Source organism: Janthinobacterium sp. JC611 (assembly GCF_018682595.1).
In the GTDB taxonomy this organism is placed as follows: Bacteria; Pseudomonadota; Gammaproteobacteria; order Burkholderiales; family Burkholderiaceae_D; genus Janthinobacterium.
In genome coordinates this window covers 129,036-148,440 of record NZ_JAFLJN010000002.1, presented here as the reverse complement: position 1 = coordinate 148,440, position 19,405 = coordinate 129,036, and the positions used below count along the sequence as shown (strand labels likewise).

The window sequence follows — 19,405 nt, the reverse complement described above, 5'->3', positions numbered from 1 at the left end:
CGATGGATGTATTGCGTATCAATGGCGAACGATTGTGGGCGGCCCTGATGGAACTGGCGCAGATCGGCGCGACAGCGAAGGGCGGCGTCAAGCGCCTGGCCCTGACGGACCTCGACAAGGAAGGCCGCGACCTGGTGGTAAGCTGGGGCAGGGAGGCCGGCATGAGCATCACCATCGACCAGATCGGCAATGTCTTCATGCGCCGCGACGGCACGGACAACACCCTGCCGCCCGTGATGACGGGCAGCCATATCGATACGCAGCCCACGGGCGGCAAGTTCGACGGCAATTACGGCGTGCTGGCCGGCCTGGAAGTGGTGCGCACCCTGAACGATTTGCAGATCAAGACGCGGGCGCCCATCGAAGTGGCCTTCTGGACCAACGAGGAAGGCTCGCGCTTCGTGCCCGTGATGATGGGTTCGGGCGTGTTCTGCGGCGCCTTTTCGCTCGAAACCGCCTACGCGGCGAAGGACACGGAAGGGAAAACGGTGGGCGAGGAGCTGGCGCGCATCGGATACAAGGGCGAGCAGGTGCCGGGCCACCATCCCATCGGCGCCTACTTTGAAACGCATATCGAGCAGGGTCCCGTGCTGGAAGACGCCGACAAGGTGATCGGCGTGGTGCCGGCCGTGATGGGACTGTCGTGGTACGACTGCGTGGTGACGGGCATGGAAGCGCATGCGGGACCGACGCCCATGGGCTTGCGCAAGGATGCGCTGCAGGTGGCCACCAGCATCATGCAGGAAGTCGTCGCCATCGCCAACCGCTACCCGCCATACGGGCGCGGCACGGTGGGCATGGTGCAGGTCTTCCCGAACAGCCGCAACGTGATTCCCGGCGAAGTCAAATTCAGCATCGACCTGCGCAACGTGAACGATGAGCTGCTCGACACCATGCATGGCGAGATCACGGCCTTCATCGACGCCACGCGCGACAGGACTGGGCTGGGCATTTCATTGGAAAGAGTCTCCTACTATCCGCCGTGCCCGTTCCACCCCGATTGCGTGGGCGCCGTGCGCAACGCGACGGAAAAGCTGGGCTACTCCGTGATGGACGTGGTCTCCGGCGCCGGCCACGACGCCATCTACGCGGCCCGCCTGGCGCCGGCCGGCATGATCTTCGTGCCGTGCAAGGACGGCATCAGCCACAATGAAATCGAGGACGCCAGGCCCGAACACCTGGAAGCGGGCTGCAACGTGCTGCTGCACGCGATGCTGGAGCGGGCGGTGGCCGTGTAACCCTACGGTTTTGGCTGGAAGTTGCGCAAAAAGGCCAGCAGCGCGCGCGCCGCGATGTCGGCGTCGTCGGCCGTCATGGTTTCCAGCGGATTGTGGCTGATACCGCCATTGCCGCAGCGGGTAAACAGCATGGCCACGTCGGTGATGGCGGCCATCGCCATGGCGTCGTGGCCGGCGCCCGACAGCAGCGCATACGGGGCGATGCCCACCGATTCCACGGCCTGCGCCAGCTGCGCCATCAGCCACGGCGCGCACGGCGCCGCATGCGCCGACAGCAGCAGTTCGAGCTGATAGTCGATCTGGCGCCGCGCGCAGATGGCGGCGATGCCGTCGAGAATATCGTCGACGGCCGCCTGGCGCACGGCATCAACGGCCGCGCGGATGTCGAGCGACAGGGTGCAGGCGCCGGCGATCACGTTGACGGAGCCGTTGGGCACGTGCAGCTGGCCCACCGTGCCCACCAGCGCCTCGCCCTCGCTGCAGCGCCGTTCCACCAGCAGGATGATTTCGGCCGCCGCGCTGGCCGCGTCCTTGCGCATGGTCATGGGCGTGGTGCCCGCGTGGCTGGCCACGCCGCCCAAGGTCACGAGGTAGCGCGAGCTGCCGGCGATCGCCGTGACGATCCCCAGCGGCAGGTCGCGTTCGAGCAGCACGGGGCCCTGTTCGATATGCACTTCCACATAGCCGAGCAAGTCGGCCGGATCGCGCGCGATGGCGCCGATGGCGCTGGCCTCGTGACCTGCGGCGGCCAGCGCGTCGCGCATGCTCACGCCATCCATATCGAGCTGCTCCAGCAGCGACACGTCGAACCTGCCCGTGACGGCCGTGCTGCCCAAGAACGTACTCTTGAAGCGCACGCCTTCCTCTTCGGCGAAGCCGACGATTTCGACGTGGAACGGCAGTTTTTCACCCCGTTCATGCAGGTGGCGCACGACGGCGATCGGCAGCACGATGCCCAGCCGGCCATCGTACTTGCCGCCGTTGCGCACCGTGTCGTAATGCGAGCCCGTCATCAGGGTCTTCGCGCCTGGCGTGTCGGAAAGGTAGCGTCCGACTACATTGCCGACGGCGTCGATGCGCACCTGCATGCCCGCCTCGCGCATCCAGTCGGCCAGCTGCGCGGCCGTTTTCCGGTGCGCCGGCGTCAGGTAGGCGCAGGTCAGGTTGTAGTCGCTGTCGCTCCAGCCGGCCAGGGTTTCCGCCTGCTGCATGATGGCCGGACCGAATTCCAGGCGCACGTCGAACAGGTCGTTCAGGCGCAGCTCGGCGATGCGCTTGATCTGCCGCAGCGATTCGGCCAGTTCATCGGCATGGCGGTTTTTCAGGCGCCGCGCAAACGTGGCGATGATGTCCTGGCGCGTCAAGCCTTCGCCCGTCGGTCCCTTGACGGCCAGGATGAAGGGAAAGCCGAACCTGGCGTTGTACTCGCTATTGAGGCGCTGCAAGGTGGCGAATTCGTCGGCGCTGCACAGGTTCAGGCCGGACTTGGCCTGCTCGCGCGTCGATTCCGCCGTCAGCTGCCCCGCGATGGCGGCCTTGCCGGCCAGCTCGGGGTGGGCGCGTATCAGGCCCAGCTGCTCTTCGGGCGAGGCTTGCGCCAGCACGCGCTGCAGTTCCGTCTTGAGCGCCGTCAGGCTGGCGAACGGCCGGACGGGGGCCGCGCGCCGGGCGATCCAGGGCGAATGTTCATAGATGCCATGCAGGTGGGCGATAAAATCGGCCTGGCTGCCGGCGTTCAGGTCTGAAAGGGTGGTCATGGTTTTCCGATCATGCAAGCGGTGATGATAGCGCCCCGTTCCTGTCTCTATTATATGCGCGTGCTGATAGCGGCTATCGCTGCACCAGCGCCTTGGCGGCCGCGCTGACCTGGTCGCGCAGCCATTTGTGCTCGGGCGCCTGGTGCACGCGCTGGTGCCACAGCTGGTAAAAGCGCATGGGCGGGAACTTCAATGGCACGGTATACGTTTTCAGCGGCAGCGTCTTTTCATAGAAGCGCATGAATTGCCGGCCCGTGGTGAGCACCAGGTCCGTCTGCGTCAGCATGTAGGGGATCAGGCCGAAGTACGCCGATTCCACCACCACGTTGCGCTGCAGGTTTTGCCGTTCGAGGAAGGAATCGATCACGCCGTGGTAGCCGGGCATCATCTGCGACGGCGCCACGTGGGGCAGGCTCAGATAATCGTCGAGCGTCATGGCGTCGCTGGCCGTGCGCCGCGCATAGGCGTTTTCCGCATGCATGGCGCAGATGATGGGGTCTTCGAACAGCTTCGAGATGTGCAGGTGCGCGGGCGGCTCGTCCCAGTTGGCGATGACCAGGTCCAGGCCCCCGTCGGACAGTTGGCGGATATGGTCGATGCCCGGCCCCAGGCTGTGCAGCACGACGCGGCTTTTCGGCGAACCGCGGCGCAGCAGGGCCACCACGTTGGGCAGGAACTGGCTGTCCAGGTAGTCGGGCGCGGCGATATGGAAGGTGCGCGCCTCTTCCTGCGCCACGAACGGCGTCTTCTTGACGAACAGGCTCTCCGTCTGGTCGAGGATGCGTTTGGCCGGATTGAGCAGGCTTTCGCCATGCTGGGTGGGCACCATGCCGCGCGCGCCGCGCACGAGCAGCGGGTCGCCCGTCAGTTCGCGCAGCTTGCGCAAGGAGGCGGAAATCGAAGGCTGCGGCTGATTGAGCTTGAGCGCCACGCGCGAGACATTCTTTTCCACCAGCAGCAGGTAGAGGATGCGGATCAGGTGCAGGTCGAGGTGTTGCGGCAGGCTGGACATGTGGCGGCGCCTCTGTTGTATATCGATTTGAATATGTCAAATATACGATATTTTTCATGTGGTGGGCGGTAAATCCGTTTATCTTGTGTAGATTGGCACGAATATTGGTTCGGTCTGACGAGAGGAAATTTATGGAAGTAGTTGCCTACCTGATCCCGTACGGCCTGGAGTGGCTGAACCTGATCGTCCGCTGGCTGCACGTCATCACGGGCATCGCCTGGATCGGTGCTTCCTTTTATTTCGTCTGGCTCGACAACTCGATCCGACCGCCCGCGCCCGGTTCCGAGCTGGCGAAGAAGGGCGTGTCGGGAGAGCTGTGGGCCGTGCATGGCGGCGGCTTCTACAACCCGCAAAAATACCTGGTGGCGCCCGCCGAACTGCCGAAGGAACTGCACTGGTTCAAGTGGGAAGCGTATTCGACCTGGCTGTCCGGCTTTGCGCTCTTGACCATCGCCTACTACTTCAATGCCCAGGCCATGATGATCGACAAAGCCGTGGCCGACATTTCCAGCGGCCAGGCCGTGGGCATCGGCATCGCCACCCTCGTCATCGGCTGGACCGTGTACGACCTGCTGTGCCGCTCGAAGCTGGCGCAATATGAATTGTGGTTCGGCGTGACGGTGTTCGCGCTGATCGTCTGCGCCGCGTATGTGCTCACGCATTTGCTCAGCGGGCGCGCCGCCTACATCCACGTGGGCGCCATGATCGGCACCATCATGGTGGCCAATGTGCTGATGCTGATCATTCCCGGCCAGCGCAAGATGGTCGAAGCCATGGCCGCCGGCAAGCTGCCCGATCCGAAGCACGGCCAGAAGGCCAAGCAGCGCAGCGTGCATAACAATTACTTTACCTTGCCCGTGCTGTTCATCATGATCAGCAACCACTACGCGATGACCTACCGCAACGACCATGCGTGGCTGGTGCTGGCGCTGATCATGGCGGCCGGCGTCTTCATCCGCCACTTCTTCAACCTGCGCCACAAGGGGCGCGTGGAGTGGCGCTACCCGGCCATCGGCGTGGCCCTGCTGCTGGCCATAGCTATCGCCATCGCGCCGAAAGCGCCCGTGGCCATGGCGGCCGCGCCGGCGGTGGATCCGGCCGCGCAGTTCAAGAGCGTGCATGCCATCATCGCCCAGCGCTGCGCCACCTGCCATTCAGCCCGGCCCACGCAAGCGGGTTTCGCCACGGCGCCGGCCGGCATGATGCTGGATAATGAAACGGAAATCCGCCAGCACGCGGCGCAAATCTACAAGCAGGCCATCGAATTGAAGGCCATGCCGATCGGGAACCTGACCAATATGACGGAGGCCGAGCGCAGCGAACTGGGCGCCTGGCTGCAACTGACCATGCAAGGAGCAAAATGACTACGCACGCGGAACGAATCACGGCCTGGATCGACGAACACTTCGACGAAGAAGTCGCCTTTTTACAGCAGGTGGTGCGGCAGCCGACGGATACCCCGCCCGGCAACAACGCGCCGCATGCGGAGCTGGTGGCGCGGTTGCTGCAGGCGTATGGCTGGAACGCCGAGCAGCACGCGGTGCCAGCGGACCAGGTCGAGGCGTATGGCATGCAAAGCATCACCAACCTGATCGTGCGCCGCCCGTACGGCGCGGGCGGGCCGACCGTGGCCCTGAATGCGCATGGCGACGTGGTGCCGCCCGGCGACAACTGGACCTATCCGCCGTATGGCGGCCAGATCGACGGCGGCTATATCTACGGCCGCGCGACGGCCGTGTCGAAAGGCGATTTCGCCACCTATGTATTCGCCGCGCGCGCCCTGGAAGCGCTGGGCATACCGCTCAAGGGCCAGCTGGAACTGCATTTCACCTACGACGAGGAATTCGGCGGCTTGCTGGGACCGGGCTGGCTGCTGGAACAGCAGCTGACGAAGCCCGATTTCGTCATCGCCGCCGGTTTCAGCTACGGCATCGTGACGGCGCACAACGCCTGCCTGCAGCTGGAAATCACCGTGCACGGCAAGTCGGGCCATGGTTCCATGCCGGAGACGGGACACGACGCGCTGCAGGCGGCCAACAAGATCCTCAACGCCATCTATGGCCAGCTGCCGGAGCTGAAGAAGATCAAGTCCAAGGTGGCGGGGATCGACTCGCCCACCATGCTGGTGGGCCGCATCGACGGCGGCACGAACACCAATGTGGTGCCGGGCAAGGTCGTCATGAAGATGGACCGGCGCATGATCCCGGAAGAAGACCCGGTGGCGGTGGAAGCGCAGGTGCGCGCGCTGATCGAGGACGCCGTGCGGGGCGAACCCGGCATCCGCATCGAGATCCGCCGCCTGCTGCTGTCGCACGCGCTACGGCCCTTGCCCGGTTCCGAGCAACTGGTCGGCAGCCTGCAGAAAAATGCGCAAGCCATCCTCGGCGAGACGATTCCCGCCGTCGGCACGCCCCTGTATGCGGATGCGCGCCTGTATGGCGAACGGGGCATCCCCGCCGTGCTGTATGGCGCCGGCCCACGCACGGTGCCTGAATCGAACGCGAAGAAGGCCGACGAGCGCCTGGCGCTGGACGACTTGCGCAAGGCCAGCAAGATCGTCGCCCTGACCTTGCTGGACTTCCTGGCCGCTTGACGAGACGGCGGCCTTGCCGCTTGCATCCGGTAAGATGCATGCCTGGAAAATCGAGGAGGCAGCATGGAGTTGACTGGCAAGAGGACGATAAGGGAACTGGCGCTTGACCTGGCCGCCGGCCGCATCACCAGCGTGGCGCTGACGGAGCAGATGCTGGCGCGCGCCGAGGCGCACCGGGCGCAGGGCGGCCACGCCTATGTCAGTGTCGATGGCGCACAGGCCCTGGCAGAGGCCCGCGCCAGCGACGCGGCGCGCGCCGCCGGCTGGGTGCCTTCGCCGCTGGCCGGCGTGCCCATCTCGATCAAGGACCTGTTCGACGTCAGGGGGCAGGTCAGCAGCGCCGCCTCGCTGGCGCTGGCCGACGCGCCGCCCGCCGACGCCGATGCGCTTGCCGTGGCGCGCCTGCGCGCGGCCGGCGCCATCCTGCTGGGGCGCACCAACATGAGCGAATTCGCGTTTTCCGGCCTGGGCCTGAATCCCCATTACGGCACGCCGCGCAACCCGCACGACGGCGCGCGCGTGGCGGGCGGCTCCACCTCGGGCGGCGCCGTGACGGTGGCGCTGGACATGGCGGCCGGCGCGCTGGGCACGGACACGGGCGGCTCGATCCGCATCCCGTCCGCCTTTTGCGGCTTGACGGGTTTCAAGCCGACGGCCGCTTCCGTGCCGCTGGCCGGCACGCTGCCCTTGTCGCGCTCCCTCGATTCGGCCGGCCCCATCGCGCACAGCGTCGATTGCTGCGCCATTCTGTACGCGGCGCTGTCGGGCCATGAGATCGCCGACGGCGCATCGGCATTAAAGGGCTTGCGTTTCGGCTTTACCCTGGACTACGTCGGCACGCACGTGGAGCCGCAGGTCCAGCAGGCTTTCGACGCCGCGCTGGACAAGCTGCGGCAAGCTGGCGCCCAAGTCGAACAGTTCGATTTCCCGGAACTGCTGGAACTGCCGGGCATCAATGGCGGCGGCGGCCTGGTGGCGGCGGAAGCCTGGCACTGGCACAGGGGGCTGCTTGAAGAAAAGGGCGCGCAGTACGACCAGCGCGTGGCGGCGCGCATCCGCCGCGGCCAGCAGCAGGGCGCGGCCGACTACATCGACCTGCTCGATGCGCGCGCGCGCCTGATCGCCGTCGCCAAACAGCGTCTGGCGCCGTTCGACGCCTGGCTGATGCCCAGCGTGGCGATTCTCGCGCCGCAAGTCGCGCCGCTGGACGCGGACGACGCCACCTTCTTCGCCACGAATGGCCTGGCGCTGCGCAACGCCAGCGTGATCAACTTCCTCGATGGCTGCGCGCTGTCGCTGCCGTGCCATGCCGACGGCGAACTGCCCGTGGGCCTGGGCATTTGCGCCCTGGCGGGCGCCGACGATCAAGTGCTGCAAATCGGCCGCGCCGTGGAGGCGCTGTTGCGGGGGCGTGAAAAAGAATAGTGCCTTAGTGCAGGAAAATGCCAACTCTGTCATGATGGCTGGCATTGACATGGGATAGTCGCGCTTTGCCGCGCCGGCAAACTTCACACTGTGCACCGATACGACCTGATTAGCTGTCATGACTGCGGCGTGCTGTACCGCAAACGTCCGCTGCGTCCCCGCGAAAAGGCGCGCTGCATCCGTTGCCGCTCGGTGCTGTATCGTGGCGCGCATGCGCGCGGCGCATCGGCCGAATTGACCAAGGTGGTGGCGCTGACCCTGGGCGCCGCCTTCGTTTTCCTGATCGCCCAGTTTTTCCCCATCGTCGAACTCGACGTCAATGGCCTGACGTCCAGCGCCACCTTGCTCGGTTCCATCCGCGTGCTGTGGTCCGAGCAGATGCATATCGTGGCGACGATGGTGTTCCTGTTTACCATCCTCTTTCCCGCCATCGAACTCGGTTCGCTGCTGTATGTGGCGCTGGGCCTGCGCGGCGGCGTGAAGGTGCCGGGCTTCAACCGCGTGCTGCGCGCCGTGCAGACGGCGCGCGAATGGGGCATGACGGAGGTGCTGATGATCGGCATCCTGATCACCGTCGTCAAGATGACCAGCCTGGCCACGGTGCTGCCGCAACCGGGCTTGTTCGCGTTTGGCGCGCTGACCCTGATGCTGGCCATCGTCGTCTCGTTCGACCCGAAGGCCCTGTGGAACCTGGGCGACGACCTGACCCGGCAAGCGCTGCCCGGCATCCGCTACAAGGCTTTCGCGCCGGGCGAGAAGGTGCTGCCTTGCCACGCCTGCGGCCTGGTGGCGCCGCCGCTGGGCAAGGGCAGGCACCTGGCGTGCGTGCGCTGCGGCACGGGCCTGCACGTGCGCAAGCCGGACAGCATCAACCGCACCTGGGCCTTGCTGATCGCCGCCATGATCCTCTACATTCCCGCCAACCTGCTGCCCGTGATGGTGACGCAATCGCTGTTCGGCGCGCAGGACGACACCATCATGAGCGGCGTGGTGCTGTTCTGGAGCAGCGGCTCGAAGGGCCTGGCCATCATCATTTTCATCGCCAGCGTGGTCGTCCCCATGCTCAAGCTGGGCGTGCTGGCGCTGCTGGCGTTCACCGCCCAGCGGCGTTCGCGCTGGCGGCCGCGCCAGCGCACCATCTTGTACCGCATGGTCGAATTCATCGGCCGCTGGTCCATGCTCGACATCTTTGTCGTCACCCTGACGGTGGCGCTGGTGCGCTTCAAGTCGCTGGCCGTGATCACGGCCGGTCCCGGCGCGCTGGCCTTTGGCGCCGTGGTGGTGCTGACCATGCTGGCGGCGATGCAGTTCGACCCGCGCCTGATCTGGGACCCCGTCGACGGGCAGGCGCCTGGCGAGGAAGAACCCGTGGTGGTGGCAAATACCGGAAACAATACAGTGATTGGAGAACAGCATGTCTGACAAAGAAGCGGGCGGTCTTGCCGAAACGGGTGGCCAGGGCGTCCCCCCGTTGCCGGAACCCGATGTGGAACAGGGCAGCCGCTGGCTGCCATCGCTGGTGTGGCTCATTCCGCTGCTGGCCGCGCTGATCGGCGCCGGCCTGGCGGCCAAGTCCATCCTCGACCAGGGACCCACGGTGACGGTCAGCTTCAAGAGCGCCGAAGGCCTGGAGCCGGGCAAGACCAAGGTCAAGTACAAGGATGTCGACATCGGCCAGGTGCGCGCCATCACCCTGGGCGACGACTTGAGCAAGGTGCTGGTGACGATCGACATGAGCAAGGAAGCGCGCCGCTTCGCCACCGCCGATTCGCGTTTCTGGGTGGTGCGCCCGCAGATCGGCGCCAGCGGCGTGACGGGGCTGGGCACCTTGCTGTCGGGCGCCTACATCGGCGTCGACACGGGCAAGTCGGAGCAGAAGAAGGACAATTTCGTCGGCATGGAGAGTCCGCCCGCCGTGGCCGGCGACCAGAAGGGCAAGCTGTACACCTTGCATGCGGACAGCCTCGGTTCCGTCGACGTGGGTTCGCCCCTGTTCTTCCACCGCCTGCGGGTGGGCAAGGTGGTCAGCTTCGCGCTGGACAAGGATGGCAACGGCATCACCATGTCGGTCTTCGTGAATGCGCCGTACGACCAGTTCGTCGGCAAGAATGCGCGCTGGTGGCATGCCAGCGGCGTTGACGTGCGCCTCGATTCGAACGGCTTCAAATTGAATACGCAATCGCTGGCGGCCATGCTGGTGGGCGGCATCGCCTTCGAGGCGGAAAATGGCCGCAAGCCCGAAGAGCCGGCGCCGGCCAATACCAATTTCCGCCTGGCGGCCGACGAGGCCAGCGCCATGCGCGAGCCCGATGGCGAAGCGATTACGACCGTGTTCTATTTCGACCAGTCCCTGCGCGGCTTGCAGCCTGGCGCCACGGTGGATTTCCGCGGCATCGTATTGGGCGAGGTGCGTTCGGTAGGCATCGAATTCGATCCCGTGAAGAAGAACTTCCGCATGCCCGTCACCGTCAACCTGTACCCGGCCCGCCTGGGCATGCGCTTCAAGGCCGCCGTCGACGATGAGGAAGGCTCGGCCGGTCATCAGCTGCTCGAACGCATGGTCAGCCGCGGCCTGCGCGCCCAGCTACGCACGGGCAACCTGCTCACCAGCCAGCTGTACATCGCGCTGGACTTCTTCCCGAAAGCGCCGAAGGTGGCGCTCGATCCGAACAGGTATCCGCTGGAAGTGCCGACCGTGCCGAATACCCTCGATGAACTGCAGACGCAGATCGCCAGCATCGCCCGCAAGCTCGATCAGGTGCCGTACGCGGAGATCGGCAACAACCTGAACGCCACCATCAAGCAGGCCAATACCCTGTTCAAGCAGCTCGATGGCCAGGTGGTGCCGGAAATGCGCGATACCCTGACGGCGGCGAAACAGACCTTCGGCACGGCCGAGCAGGTGCTGCAAAAGGATTCGCCGCTGCAGTCGGACGTGCGCCAGGCCTTGCAGCAGCTGACGCAAACCCTGCAATCGCTCAATGCCCTGTCGGATTACCTGGAACGCCACCCCGAGTCCCTGATCCGCGGTAAAAAAGGAGATGAGAAAAAATGAAGCAGCCAATTCTTGCGCTTTTGATGATGGCCAGCCTGCTGGGCGCCTGCTCCACGCCCCAGCCCGAGCATTTCTATACGCTCAGCGGCGGCGCCGACGCGCAGCCGGCCAAGCCGGTGAAATACTATGTGGAGGTGCTGGCCGTCAGCGTGCCGCAGCAGGTGAGCCGCAACCAGTTTGTCGTGACGGCGCCATCGGGCCGCATCGAATTGCTGGAGCAGCAGCGCTGGGCGGGACCGCTGGCCGGCGAGATCGGCCAGGCCCTGTCGACGGCCGTGACGAACGACCTGGGCGCCATCGACGTGTTCCGCACGCCGCATCCGGACAACCTGCCCGTATACCGCATCAGCACCAATGTGCAGCGCTTCGAGTCGGTGATGGGCCAGTACGCGCTGATCGACGCCGTGTGGAGCGTGCGCCAGCTGGCCAGCAACAAGGTGGTCACTTGCCGCACGATAGCCAGTGAAAAGGTGGGCGCCGGCTACGATGAGCTGGTGCTGGGGCACCGCCGCGCCGTGAACCGCATCGCCACCGGTACGGCGAGCGTGGTGCGTGCTTTTGACAACGGCAACGCCGCCTGCCCGGCTGCCTGAGCCGCTTTGCGCTACCCAGTCCCGGCGGCCGCTGGTAAAATGCGGCCATGGGAATGACCTTGTTCACGCGCCGCTTTGCCGCCTGGATCGCCTGTTTCGCGATCCTGCTGGCGGCGCTCGCGCCATCGATTTCCCGGGCCGTCGCCAACGCCAAGCAGGAGTCGGGCTCCGGCTGGGCGGAAATCTGCTCGGTGGCCGGCATCCGCTTCGTTCAGGTCGATGATGATGGCGCCGCCGATGGCAAGTCTGGCGGCAAGGCCATGCAGATGGAGCACTGCGCCTTCTGTTCCACGCATGCGGGTTCCGTCGGCCTGCCGCCCGCCAGCCCCGTGCTGCCGCTGCTTGTGGCCAGCGGCACGGCCATTTTCCCGGCCCTGTACTACCGGTCTCCCGCACCGCTGTTCATCTGGTCCGCCGCGCAGTCGCGCGCGCCGCCAAGCCTCGTCTAAGTTCTTTTGTTTTTCAATGTTGGCGCTGTCCACCTCGCGGTGTGACGCGCCGCATCCGCACACTTATACGAGAATCACATGAACAAGACATCATTGGTGCTGGCCGTCGCCCTGGCTTATCCGTGCGCGCAGGCGCAGCAACTTGACCACACCGACCACGCCATCGACACCGTCGTCGTCTCCGGCTCGCGCGCGCAAGCGTGGTTGTCCGAGACGCCGCAGGCCATCGGCGTCGTCAACGCGAAGACGCTGGAATGCGACAAGCCCAAGACCATGGGCGATATCCTCAACCGCATCGCCGGCGTGTACTGGAATGACCTGGGCAACGAGCAGCACAGCATGAGCATCCGCCAGCCCATCGGCACGAATGCCGTCTACCAGTACCTGGAGGACGGCATTCCCATCCGCCCGCTGGGCGTCTTCAACCACAACTCGCTCAACGAGATGAACATGGCGGGCGCCAGCGGCGTGGAAGTGGTGAAGGGCGCCGCCTCCTCGCTGTACGGCAGCAATGCGGTCGGCGGCGCCGTCAATTTCCTCACGGCCGGCGCCAGCGCCACGCCGACGGCCAGGGTGGGCGTGCGACGCGACAGCGTGGCCGGCTTCACCCGCTACGACACGTCCGCCAGCGATACCTGGGGCCCGCTGGGACTGCGCTTTTCCCACTACAGTTCGCGCCGTTCGCGCGACAACTGGCAAGAGTACAGCTATGGCGACAAGGATTCGTTCTCGCTGCGCGCCGACTATGCGCTCAGCCCCACGTCGCAGCTGCGCGCCACCATCGTCCACACGGATCTCGATGCGGCCATGACGGGCAGCCTGTTCGAGAACGATTACCGCAGCAATCCCGGCAAGAGCCTGAACACGTTTACCTACCGCAAGGACAAGACCACGCGCATGAACCTGGCGTGGGAGGGCGCGACGACGGCCCATGGCGCCAGCACCGTCACCGTGTTTACGCGCAAGAACGACCATGGGCAGATTCCCGCGTATTCGATCGGCAGCTGCTTGGGCATGCTGTGCAAGGGCGTCATCAACAACAATCACGTCGATTCGCTGGGCCTGGATGTGAAGCACCAGCAGGAATTCGCGTGGCTGCGCTCGCGCCTGATCGCCGGCGTCTACGTGGACAAGAGCGACAATCCCTTTGTCAGTGATAACCTGTCCATCGTGCGCGATGCCGCCACGGGCCGCTACCTGCGCTACACGCTGGCCAATGCGTCCAATCCGCAGGGCGTGCGCGACTACCAGACGGATATCCTCAACACGGCCGTCTTCGCGCAATGGGAATTTTCTCCGCTGGCCGGCACGCGCGTGGTGCTGGGCGGCCGTTCCGACGCCATCCGCTACGACTACCATAACAGGCTGGCACCGGGCGGCAGCGTCAATTATGGCGCGCCCGACGAGTCGCGCAGCTTTTCGCATGTCAGCCCGAAGCTGGGCGCCACCTATGCCATTGGCCATGCGGGCAGCGCGTATGCCAACGTCAGCCAGGGCTTCACGCCGCCCGAGGTCAGCCAGCTGTATGGCAAGACGGGCATCGCCGACCTGCAGCCGTCCGTCTACAACAACTATGAGCTGGGCTTGCGCTGGGCCTTCTTGCAGGGCCGCCTGAAACTCGACACGGCCCTGTACCGGCTCGACGGGCGCGACACTATCGTCAGCTACACGCTCTCGCCGGGCAACAGCGAAAACCGCAATGCGGGACGCACGCGCAGCGAAGGCCTGGAGCTGGGCCTGAACTACGACAGCGGCCCGTTCGACGCGCGCTTCGCCACGGCCATCGCGCGCCACCGCTACCTGCGCTACCAGCTCTCCAGTACTCTCGATTACAGCGGCCGCGCCATGCCGCAGGCGCCGCGCGACATCACCTCGATCGAGATCGGCTACAAGCCCGTGGCGGGCGCGCGTATCGCGCTCGAAGCCGTGCACCAGGGCCGCTACTGGATGAACAATGCCAACACGGTGGAGTACCAGGGCCACGCCTTGCTGAACCTGCGCGCCAGCTACCAGCTCGCACGCGGCCTGGAAGCGTGGGCGCAGGTGCGCAATGTGATGGATAAGCGCTATGCCGATTTGGCCAGCAGCAGCTATGCGGGCGCGGGCAGCTATGCACCGAACAACCAGAATCAGTACACGCCCGGCGCGCCGCGCAGCGTGATGCTGGGCCTGGGCTATACCTTCAACGCACTGTGAGGATGGTCATGGACGATCACACCTTTCTTATCGCGCGCCGCAAAAGCCTGTACTGGCGCATCCACTTCTGGGCCGCGCTGATCGCCTCGCCGTTTGCCCTGGTGGCCACCCTGACGGGTATTTTGTACGTGTTCACGCCGCAGATCGAGGCAAGGCTGTACCAGCATCTCGATCACGTGGCGCCGCAAGGCTCGATGCTGCCGCTGGACGCCGCCGTGGCGGCGGCGGAACGGGCGGCGCCGCGCGGCTGGGCAGTGCAGCACGTGGTGCCGCCGTTCCAGCAGGACGACGCGGTGCAGGTGGCGTTCGCGCCGCCCGGCGGCGCGCGGGATGAACATGCGGGCCATGGCGGACATGCCGCGCCGGCCAAACCGAAGTTCGGCCTGCCCGCGCAAGCCATCATCGTGTATGTGAATCCGTATGACGTGCGCGTACTCGGTACGCTGGCGAGCGGCGAGCGCTTCGGCAACTGGGCGAAGAAGCTGCATTCGCGCCTGCTGCAAAACGATGGCTGGCGCTGGATGATCGAGCTGGCCGCGAGCTGGCTGATGGTAATGCTGGTGACGGGCGTGGTGCTGTGGTGGCCGCGCGGCGCCCAATCGGGCTTGCCGAAGCGGGGCGCGCGGGGCCGCAATGGCTGGCGCCAGTGGCACGCGTTTCTCGGCGTGGCGCTCGGCGTCGTCAGTGTCGTGATTCTGACGACGGGGCTGACGTGGAGCCAGCAATCGGGCGCGCGCATCCGCGCGCTGCGCGACGTCAGCGGCCAGGCGCCGCCGCCCGTGCCGCGCGGCCTGCATTCGCGCGAGGAAGGTACTCCGCTCGACTGGCAGGGCGCCTGGCAGGTGGCGCGCAGCCACGCGCCCGCCATCGCCGTGCAGCTGACGGCGCCGGCCAGCCAGGACGACGTGTGGCGCGCCACCATGGCCGACCGCAGCCAGCCCACCTTGCGCTTCGACCTGCAATTCGACGCCTACAGCGGCCAGTCTTTGTACTATGCGGGGTGGCAGGCGCAGACGGCGTTCGGCAAGGCCACGGCCATCGGCATTCCGTTCCACCGCGGCGAATTCGGCTGGTGGAACCAGGCCTTGCTGCTGCTGTTCGGCGCCAGCGTGCTGTTCTCGCTCGTGTCGGGCTGGGTGATGTTTTTCAAGCGCCGCTTGCCAGGCTCGCTGGGTTTACCCAAGCTGCTGCCCGGCGCCTGGACCTCGCCCTCCGCGCTGGCCTGGCTGGTGGCGGCGCTCATGTGCGCGCTGATGCCGCTGCTGCTCATTTCCGCGTGCATGCTGATGCTGCTGGAGCTGGGCCTGGCAAAATGCGGGCCGCGTGTCGGCCGCATGTGGCTGCGCTAGAATAAGGGGCGCGGCCAGGCTCGTTGCCAAAGGCCGCCCCTTTGTCTTGGCTGAACATGAAATTCATCGACTTTCCCGCCCTGTCCGCACTGGCCGCCGCGTCGGCGCTGGTGACCAAACCATGCAGCTGCTGCGCCGTCCCGCTGGACGCCTGGCAGCGCCTGCCCACCTCGCTGGAACTGGACCGATTCGAGGAGGTCGGCACCCTGCGCGAAGACCCGTACGAGGAACCGACGTTTGACGAGTATCACCCGCGCGGCACGCGCTACGACAGCGCCGACGCGCCCATCGCGCCGCGCTACTATCCCGCCAACCTGAGCCAGGTGGCCCGCTGCCTGGACTGCGGCCGCCACTACCTGCGCTACAACGAGGCGGGCGGTTATTTCACGGAGCTGCGCATCCGCGCGCTGCGCCCCGAATTGCTGGCCGACGCCGCGTAATCACTGCGACAGGCTTTCCTTGACGTGCGCGATGCCGTGTTCATCGTAGATCGAGTACACGGCGGCGAGGAGGTTGTCCAGCTCCGGCGAGCGGTCCATATGCCGCATGCTGAATAAGATGGGCGAGAACGCATGCTTGTCGTCCAGCTTGCGGTACACGACGTTCCGGTGATGCATGGCTTGCACGCTTTCCGGCACGATGGAAATGCCCTGGCCAGCCGCCACCAGTCCCATGGAAATCTGCAGTTCGCGCACTTCCGTGACGGGGCCGGGCGTGACATTGCCTTCGCTGAACATGCCCAGCACCTGGTCGGCAAAGCTGGGGCGGGGCGCTTTCGGATACACGAGCAGGGTTTCGTGCACCAGGTCCGTCAGGCGCAATCCGCCTTCCCCCTTGGCCAGCCGGTGGCCGGGCGGCAGGGCCACCACCAGGCGCTCCTCGCGCAGCAGGATGCGGCGGATGCTGGGGTCTTCGCTTTTCAGGCGCCCGAAACCCACGTCGATGCGGCCTTCCTTCAGGGCCTTGAGCTGCTGCACCGTCGTCATTTCATGCAAGGTCACGTCGACCTCGGGATGGCGCTCGCAAAAACGGTGCACGATGTCGGGCAATTCCCCATACAGGGTCGAGGCGACGAAGCCGATCGACAGGGTGCGTTCCAGCTTGCCCACGCGCTGCGTCATCGCCTGCAGGTCGCGCACCTGGTCGAGCAGCGGGCGCGCATGGGCCAGGAAAAACTCGCCCGCTTCCGTCAGCCGCAGCGGCCGCGAGCCCTTTTCGATCAGCGCCACGCCCAGGGTTTCTTCCAGTTGCTGCATCTGCCGGCTCAGCGGCGGCTGCGCGATGTGCAGGCGCGCGGCCGCCCGCGTGAAGTTCCTTTCCTCTGCGACCGCGACGAAGTAGCGCAAGTGCCGTAATTCCATCTTCATACCTTCCAGGTATAGGTTTGATACCAACTCGGTGTTGGACGTGGGAACGTTCGGGGAATATCGTGTCTCCACTCCACAGGATTATACGGAATAAATATGATTCAAAATATCGAGACCTACCTGGTCGATGTGCCAACCATCCGTCCGCACCGGATGTCCGTCGCCACCATGAACACGCAAACCCTGGTGCTGGTGCGGCTGCGTTGCGCCGACGGCATCATCGGCTGGGGCGAAGCGACCACCATCGGCGGCTTGGGCTACGGCGGCGAAAGCCCGGAAAGCATCAAGACGAATATCGATACCTATATCGCGCCGCTGCTGGTCGGCATGGAAGCGAGCGCAGTGGCCAAGGCCATGGCCAGGGTGCGCAAGGCCATCCAGGGCAACCGCTTCGCCAAGTGCGCGATCGAGACGGCGCTGCTGGACGCGCAGGCGCGCCGACTGAACGTGCCGCTGTCGGAATTGCTGGGCGGGCGCGTGCGCGACGCGCTGTCCGTGGCCTGGGTGCTGGCCAGCGGCGACACCGCGCGCGATATCGCCGAAGGGGAAAAAATGCTGGACTTGCGCCGCCACCGCATCTTCAAGCTGAAGATCGGCTTGCGCGACGTGATGGACGACGTGGCCCACGTGCTGGAGATCAAGCGGGCGCTGGGCGAACGGGCCAGCGTGCGCGTCGACGTCAACCAGGCATGGAGCGAGACGGACGCCGTGCGCGGCATCGCCGCGCTGGAAGCGGGCGGCATCGACCTGATCGAGCAGCCCGTCAAGGCGGGCAACCGCGCCGCGCTGGCGCGCCTGAAGCAGCGCTTCGACGTGGCCATCATGGCCGACGAAGCCTTGCATGGTCCCGCCGACGCGCTGGCGCTGGCGCAGGCCGATGCGGCCGACGTGTATGCGGTGAAAATCACCCAGTCGGGCGGCTTGCTGCCGGCGCTGGAAGTGGCCACCGTGGCGCGCCTGGCCGGCGTGGGCCTGTACGGCGGCACCATGCTCGAAGGCGGCGTCGGCACGGCCGCCACGGCCCACGTGTGTTCCACGTTTGCGGAACTGGCCTGGGGCACGGAGCTGTTCGGGCCACTGCTGCTGACGCAGGAAGTCTTGCGCGAGCCGCTCGTGTACCGCGACTTCATGCTGCAAGTGCCGACGGGCCCGGGCCTGGGCGTGGAGATCGATATGGACAAACTACGCGCCATGCAGCGTCAATAAGGAGAGACCATGTTATTCCATGTACGCATGAACGTGAACCTGCCATTGGACATGCCCGCCGAACAGGCGGCGCAGCTCAAGCAGACGGAGAGGGAACTGGCGCAGCGCCTGCAGCACGAGGGCAAATGGCGCCACCTGTGGCGCATCGCCGGCCAGTACGCCAACATCAGCGTCTTCGACGTGGACAGCGTGGACGAGTTGCACAACTTGCTCACTTCCTTGCCGCTGTTCCCTTACATGCAGATCGACGTGATGCCGCTGTGCCGCCATCCTTCGTCGGTGCGCGACGGCGATGCCTGACCCACGATGCGGCAAGAGCCAAGGAGACACGCCATGAAACACACGGATACGGGGATAGTCGTGACCACCTGGAACAGGGACGATACGCTGCTGCATTACCGCACCGATGGCGAGCGCGGCAAGCCCTGCCTGGTCCTGTCGAATTCCCTGGGTACGGACCTGTCCATGTGGGATCGCCAGGTGGCGGACCTGGCCAGCGACTTTTATGTCGTGCGCTACGACACGCGCGGCCACGGCCAGTCCGTCTGCGGCGGTGCGCCGTTCGGCATCGAGCGGCTGGGCCTGGACGTGCTGGCGCTGCTCGACCACCTCGATATCGCCCGCGCCGCGTTCTGCGGCATCTCGATGGGCGGCCTGACGGGCCAGTGGCTGGGCATCCACCAGCCGCGGCGCCTGACGCACCTCGTGCTGGCCAACACGGCGGCGCGCATCGGCGCGGCCGACGCCTGGTTGGCGCGTGCGCAGCAGGTGCGCCGCGACGGCATGGATGGCGTGGCCGACGGCGCCGCCGCGCGCTGGTTCACGCCCGCCTTCATCGCGCGGGAAGCGGCCACGGTGGCGCGCATGATCGCCACCTTGCGCCGGCAGGATGCCGAAGGCTATGCGGCTTGCTGCGCGGCGCTGGCGCAGGCGGACTTGCGCGCGCAGGTGGCCACGATCGCGGTGCCCACCCTGCTCATCGCCGGCGGGCACGATCCCGTCACCACGGTGGACGATGCGCGCTGGTTGCAGCAGCGGTTGGCAGGCGCGCAGCTGGCCGAGGTGCCCGCGTCGCATTTGTCGAACGTCGAGGCGGCGCAGGCATTCACGGCCGAGTTGCGCGCCTTTGTATCGTCGCCGGCAGGGTAAGATTTCGCTTTGCCCC

17 protein-coding genes are annotated in these 19,405 nt (G+C 65.9%); 14 read left to right on the top strand and 3 right to left on the bottom strand.

All coding sequences use genetic code 11. From position 1 onward, the window contains the following. The first annotated feature begins 2 nt into the window (after positions 1-2). Positions 3-1,238, top strand: coding sequence for a Zn-dependent hydrolase (locus J0O65_RS02705; protein WP_215403876.1), 1,236 nt, complete (start codon positions 3-5; stop codon positions 1,236-1,238). A gap of 2 nt (positions 1,239-1,240) precedes the next feature. On the opposite strand, the gene J0O65_RS02700 is transcribed toward J0O65_RS02705, so the two are convergent. Continuing rightward, the gene (locus tag J0O65_RS02700; RefSeq protein ID WP_215403874.1) at positions 1,241-2,995 is read right to left on the bottom strand and encodes an allantoate amidohydrolase; all 1,755 of its coding nucleotides are present in this window, start codon (positions 2,993-2,995) and stop codon (positions 1,241-1,243) included. A gap of 73 nt (positions 2,996-3,068) precedes the next feature. Further along, positions 3,069-4,007, bottom strand: coding sequence for a LysR family transcriptional regulator (locus tag J0O65_RS02695; RefSeq protein ID WP_034754583.1), 939 nt, complete (start codon positions 4,005-4,007; stop codon positions 3,069-3,071). A 131-nt stretch (positions 4,008-4,138) separates the two neighbouring features. Between J0O65_RS02695 and J0O65_RS02690 the strand changes: the two genes are divergently transcribed. The 10 genes from J0O65_RS02690 to J0O65_RS02645 all read left to right on the top strand — a co-directional run bounded on the left by J0O65_RS02690 (position 4,139) and on the right by J0O65_RS02645 (position 16,107). Further along, a complete protein-coding gene (locus tag J0O65_RS02690) occupies positions 4,139-5,371 on the top strand; it encodes a urate hydroxylase PuuD (RefSeq protein ID WP_215403871.1) in 1,233 nt (410 codons plus the stop codon). Beyond that, positions 5,368-6,600 carry a M20/M25/M40 family metallo-hydrolase gene (locus J0O65_RS02685; RefSeq protein WP_215403869.1) on the top strand — a complete coding sequence of 411 codons (1,233 nt, stop codon included), beginning with the start codon at positions 5,368-5,370 and terminating at the stop codon, positions 6,598-6,600. The genes J0O65_RS02690 and J0O65_RS02685 overlap by 4 nt, the downstream gene beginning before the upstream one ends. Before the next feature lie 63 nt (positions 6,601-6,663). Beyond that, positions 6,664-8,025, top strand: a complete 1,362-nt coding sequence (locus J0O65_RS02680) for an amidase (protein ID WP_215403867.1) — start codon at positions 6,664-6,666, stop codon at positions 8,023-8,025. Between the two features lie 129 nt (positions 8,026-8,154). Continuing rightward, on the top strand, positions 8,155-9,447 hold the full coding sequence (locus J0O65_RS02675) for a paraquat-inducible protein A (protein WP_502793532.1): 1,293 nt from the start codon (positions 8,155-8,157) through the stop codon (positions 9,445-9,447). Then, positions 9,440-11,080, top strand: a complete 1,641-nt coding sequence (locus tag J0O65_RS02670; protein ID WP_215403863.1) for a PqiB family protein — start codon at positions 9,440-9,442, stop codon at positions 11,078-11,080. The genes J0O65_RS02675 and J0O65_RS02670 overlap by 8 nt, the downstream gene beginning before the upstream one ends. Beyond that, positions 11,077-11,673: a PqiC family protein gene (locus tag J0O65_RS02665; RefSeq protein WP_215403861.1), complete on the top strand. Its 597-nt coding sequence runs from the start codon at positions 11,077-11,079 to the stop codon at positions 11,671-11,673. Before J0O65_RS02670 ends, J0O65_RS02665 begins: the two co-directional genes overlap by 4 nt. A 47-nt stretch (positions 11,674-11,720) precedes the next feature. Next, positions 11,721-12,122 (top strand): DUF2946 domain-containing protein, encoded by a 402-nt coding sequence (locus J0O65_RS02660; RefSeq protein ID WP_251373313.1) that lies wholly within the window; start codon positions 11,721-11,723, stop codon positions 12,120-12,122. Between the two features lie 78 nt (positions 12,123-12,200). Next, the gene (locus J0O65_RS02655; RefSeq protein ID WP_251373310.1) at positions 12,201-14,318 is read left to right on the top strand and encodes a TonB-dependent receptor family protein; all 2,118 of its coding nucleotides are present in this window, start codon (positions 12,201-12,203) and stop codon (positions 14,316-14,318) included. Between the two features lie 8 nt (positions 14,319-14,326). After that, the gene (locus tag J0O65_RS02650) at positions 14,327-15,667 is read left to right on the top strand and encodes a PepSY-associated TM helix domain-containing protein (protein ID WP_215403859.1); all 1,341 of its coding nucleotides are present in this window, start codon (positions 14,327-14,329) and stop codon (positions 15,665-15,667) included. Positions 15,668-15,723: 56 nt separating this feature from the next. Beyond that, the gene (locus J0O65_RS02645; RefSeq protein WP_215403857.1) at positions 15,724-16,107 is read left to right on the top strand and encodes a hypothetical protein; all 384 of its coding nucleotides are present in this window, start codon (positions 15,724-15,726) and stop codon (positions 16,105-16,107) included. Here the strand turns inward: J0O65_RS02645 and J0O65_RS02640 are convergent, their stop codons facing one another. Next, positions 16,108-17,028: a LysR family transcriptional regulator gene (locus J0O65_RS02640; RefSeq protein ID WP_215403855.1), complete on the bottom strand. Its 921-nt coding sequence runs from the start codon at positions 17,026-17,028 to the stop codon at positions 16,108-16,110. 102 nt (positions 17,029-17,130) lie between these two features. On the opposite strand from J0O65_RS02640, the gene J0O65_RS02635 reads away from it, so the two are divergent. Genes J0O65_RS02635 through pcaD form a run of 3 tightly spaced genes read left to right on the top strand, consistent with a single transcriptional unit; the run spans position 17,131 to position 19,389 of the window. Then, complete coding sequence (locus tag J0O65_RS02635; RefSeq protein WP_215403853.1) at positions 17,131-18,240, top strand: muconate/chloromuconate family cycloisomerase; 1,110 nt, start codon at positions 17,131-17,133, stop codon at positions 18,238-18,240. A gap of 9 nt (positions 18,241-18,249) precedes the next feature. Then, positions 18,250-18,540: a muconolactone Delta-isomerase gene (gene catC / locus J0O65_RS02630; protein WP_215403851.1), complete on the top strand. Its 291-nt coding sequence runs from the start codon at positions 18,250-18,252 to the stop codon at positions 18,538-18,540. Positions 18,541-18,573: 33 nt separating this feature from the next. Beyond that, the gene (pcaD, locus tag J0O65_RS02625; RefSeq protein ID WP_215403849.1) at positions 18,574-19,389 is read left to right on the top strand and encodes a 3-oxoadipate enol-lactonase; all 816 of its coding nucleotides are present in this window, start codon (positions 18,574-18,576) and stop codon (positions 19,387-19,389) included. Positions 19,390-19,405 lie beyond the last annotated feature (16 nt).

Coding starts and splice junctions, on each gene's coding strand:
- J0O65_RS02635 (WP_215403853.1), top strand. CDS start 17,131: ATGATTCAAAATATCGAGACCTACCTGGTCGATGTGCCAACCATCCGT.
- J0O65_RS02695 (WP_034754583.1), bottom strand. CDS start 4,007: ATGTCCAGCCTGCCGCAACACCTCGACCTGCACCTGATCCGCATCCTC.
- J0O65_RS02655 (WP_251373310.1), top strand. CDS start 12,201: ATGAACAAGACATCATTGGTGCTGGCCGTCGCCCTGGCTTATCCGTGC.
- pcaD (WP_215403849.1), top strand. CDS start 18,574: ATGAAACACACGGATACGGGGATAGTCGTGACCACCTGGAACAGGGAC.
- catC (WP_215403851.1), top strand. CDS start 18,250: ATGTTATTCCATGTACGCATGAACGTGAACCTGCCATTGGACATGCCC.
- J0O65_RS02685 (WP_215403869.1), top strand. CDS start 5,368: ATGACTACGCACGCGGAACGAATCACGGCCTGGATCGACGAACACTTC.
- J0O65_RS02665 (WP_215403861.1), top strand. CDS start 11,077: ATGAAGCAGCCAATTCTTGCGCTTTTGATGATGGCCAGCCTGCTGGGC.
- J0O65_RS02700 (WP_215403874.1), bottom strand. CDS start 2,995: ATGACCACCCTTTCAGACCTGAACGCCGGCAGCCAGGCCGATTTTATC.
- J0O65_RS02705 (WP_215403876.1), top strand. CDS start 3: ATGGATGTATTGCGTATCAATGGCGAACGATTGTGGGCGGCCCTGATG.
- J0O65_RS02645 (WP_215403857.1), top strand. CDS start 15,724: ATGAAATTCATCGACTTTCCCGCCCTGTCCGCACTGGCCGCCGCGTCG.
- J0O65_RS02680 (WP_215403867.1), top strand. CDS start 6,664: ATGGAGTTGACTGGCAAGAGGACGATAAGGGAACTGGCGCTTGACCTG.
- J0O65_RS02690 (WP_215403871.1), top strand. CDS start 4,139: ATGGAAGTAGTTGCCTACCTGATCCCGTACGGCCTGGAGTGGCTGAAC.
- J0O65_RS02670 (WP_215403863.1), top strand. CDS start 9,440: ATGTCTGACAAAGAAGCGGGCGGTCTTGCCGAAACGGGTGGCCAGGGC.
- J0O65_RS02660 (WP_251373313.1), top strand. CDS start 11,721: ATGGGAATGACCTTGTTCACGCGCCGCTTTGCCGCCTGGATCGCCTGT.
- J0O65_RS02640 (WP_215403855.1), bottom strand. CDS start 17,028: ATGGAATTACGGCACTTGCGCTACTTCGTCGCGGTCGCAGAGGAAAGG.
- J0O65_RS02650 (WP_215403859.1), top strand. CDS start 14,327: ATGGACGATCACACCTTTCTTATCGCGCGCCGCAAAAGCCTGTACTGG.